General features: G+C 69.4%; 2 protein-coding genes. Both read left to right on the plus strand.

What is annotated here, in order from left to right:
- Positions 1-149: 149 nt before the first annotated feature.
- Positions 150-1,382, plus strand: a complete 1,233-nt coding sequence (gene istA, locus ACTNA2_RS08995) for an IS21 family transposase (RefSeq protein ID WP_441049377.1) — start codon at positions 150-152, stop codon at positions 1,380-1,382.
- Complete coding sequence (gene istB / locus ACTNA2_RS09000; RefSeq protein WP_439793957.1) at positions 1,382-2,155, plus strand: IS21-like element helper ATPase IstB; 774 nt, start codon at positions 1,382-1,384, stop codon at positions 2,153-2,155. Before istA ends, istB begins: the two co-directional genes overlap by 1 nt.
- Positions 2,156-2,256: the final 101 nt, after the last annotated feature.

A 2,256-nucleotide genomic window follows, 5' to 3' on the forward strand; every position in this document is an offset into this window, starting at 1 on the left:
TGTTAGCGCTAATCTAAAATTGACCACTTTCGCAAACGCATCTCGCCGAATGCGCTAACGCGCTTTCGCCGACCCCGCTAACGTACTTTCACCAACTGCGCTAACGGAACTATGCTCCGATCGGGTATCCGACCCGGGAGGAGCGGGATATGGAGCGAAACGTAATGGGAGAGCTGAACGTCTACAGGGGGTCCGGCGCGAAGCCGAACTTCAGCGAGATCGCGAGGAGGCACGGCATGGACCGGCACACGGTCGCCAAGTACTGGCGGGAGGGCGAGTCCGCCGCCGACGGCAGGTCCGCGAGGGGCAGCGCCTTCGACCCGCTCGAGGAGGTGATCCGCTCGAAGGCCCAGCTGCCCGGGATGACCAAGATGGCCGTCTACGCGTTCCTGCGCGAGGGCCGCGGGGAGGGGCTGCCCGGGTACGGCGCCTTCACCGCCTGGTGCCGGGCCCGCGACGTGCCCTTCGGGGGCGCGGGCGGCCGCGAGCCGCACCCGCGGTTCGAGACGCCCCCGGGCAGGCAGCTGCAGTTCGACTGGAAGGAGGGCATGAGGCTCGTCGACTCGGAGGGCGAGGTCTTCGAGTTCAGCGTGTTCACCGCGACGCTCGGCTACTCCCGGAAGCACCGCTTCATACCGGTCAGGAGCCGCACGCTCGACGACCTGCTGTCCTGCCTGCTCGCCACCTTCACCCGCCTCGGCGGCGTCCCGGAGGAGTGCATCACGGACAACATGTCGTGCCTGGTGACCGTCTCGGGCCGCAGGAGGACCAGGCAGGAGAGGGCGTGGCGGTTCGCGCGGGAGGCCGGCTTCGAGCTCAGGCTCTGCGCGCCGCGCTCGCCGCAGACCAAGGGCAAGGACGAGTCGGCCAACCGCTTCCTGAACCGCCTGCTCGCCTACGGCGGCGAGTTCACCGGGTGGAGCGGCCTCGCCGAGGCGGTGGCCCGGGTCGAGGCCCAGGCCAACTCGGAGCCGAACCGCACCACCGGCCTGCCGCCCGACGTGCTGTTCATGCGGGAGAAGGAGTGCCTGCGGCCCATCGGGAACCTCCGGCTCCTCGAGTCGATGGTGGGCGACGTGAGCGTCCAGACCGTCCCGCCGACCATGCTCGTCAGGGCCGCCGGCAGGGAGTGGTCCGTGCCCAGGCGCTGCATCGGCCGGCGCGTGAGCGTCGTGGCGATGCCCGGCGGCCAGGTCGTGGTGAGGATGGCCGGCGAGGAGGTCGCCGTCCACGACGCCGCGTCCGGGCCGTCGAGGCCCATCAACTACGACCCCGACCACTACGGGCAGGCCCTCGAGGGGAAGCGGGGCCTGGCCGACGCGGACATCGCCGAGGCCGCGCGCGCCAACCTCGCGCTGCTCGACTCGCTCGGAGGGGCGTGATGGGCGCCGTCGCGGAGGGCAGCCCCTCGATCAGGGCGCAGGCGAACCTCTCCGCGCTCGGGCTGCACGAGATGGCGGCGTCCCTGCCCGACTACGTGAGGATGGTCGCCGCGGGCGAGCGGGGCTTCGCCTCCGCCCTCGAGGAGATGACGCGCGTCGAGGTCGCCGCCCGGGAGGTCAGGATCACCAGCCAGCGCATACGGTCGTCGGGGTTCCCCTACGTCAAGGGGCTGGCGGACTTCGACTGGGACTTCCAGCCGTCGGTCCCGCGCGCCGAGATCGAGGAGCTCGCGACCCTGAGGTTCGTCGAGCGGGCCGAGAACGTCCTGTTCGTGGGGAGCCCCGGCGTGGGCAAGACGCACCTCGCCGTCGCGCTGGGCATCGAGGCGGTCAGGGCGGGGCGCGAGGTCAGGTTCGTGGACTGCGCCCGGCTCGTCGAGGACCTGGAGGACGCCTCGTCGCGCGGCATCCTCAAGAAGAGGCTCAGGTACTACGCCCACTCGAGGCTGCTGATCATCGACGAGCTCGGCTACCTCGACGTCGGCAGCGCGGGCGCGGACCTGCTGTTCCAGCTGATATCGACGCGCTACGAGCAGCGCTCGACGATCATCACCACCAACGTGGGGATCAGCGGCTGGGGCAGGGTGTTCGGGGACGACGTGGCGGCGAGCGCGATCGCGGACAGGGTGTGCCACCACTGCCACCTGGTCAAGATAACCGGCAGGTCCTACAGGCTGAAGGACCTGCCGAGGGACGGTCCCGTCAAGCCGTGACCGGAATCGGTGAAAATACGTTAGCGCAACCGGTGAAACCGCCTTTGCGCGAACGGCGCGCCTGTTTAGCGAAACTGGTGAAAAATAGATTGACGCTAACA

Origin of the sequence: Collinsella sp. HCP28S3_E9, from assembly GCF_052065455.1 — a bacterium.
In the GTDB taxonomy this organism is placed as follows: Bacteria; Actinomycetota; Coriobacteriia; order Coriobacteriales; family Coriobacteriaceae; genus Collinsella.

Coding starts and splice junctions, on each gene's coding strand:
- istA (WP_441049377.1), top strand. CDS start 150: ATGGAGCGAAACGTAATGGGAGAGCTGAACGTCTACAGGGGGTCCGGC.
- istB (WP_439793957.1), top strand. CDS start 1,382: ATGGGCGCCGTCGCGGAGGGCAGCCCCTCGATCAGGGCGCAGGCGAAC.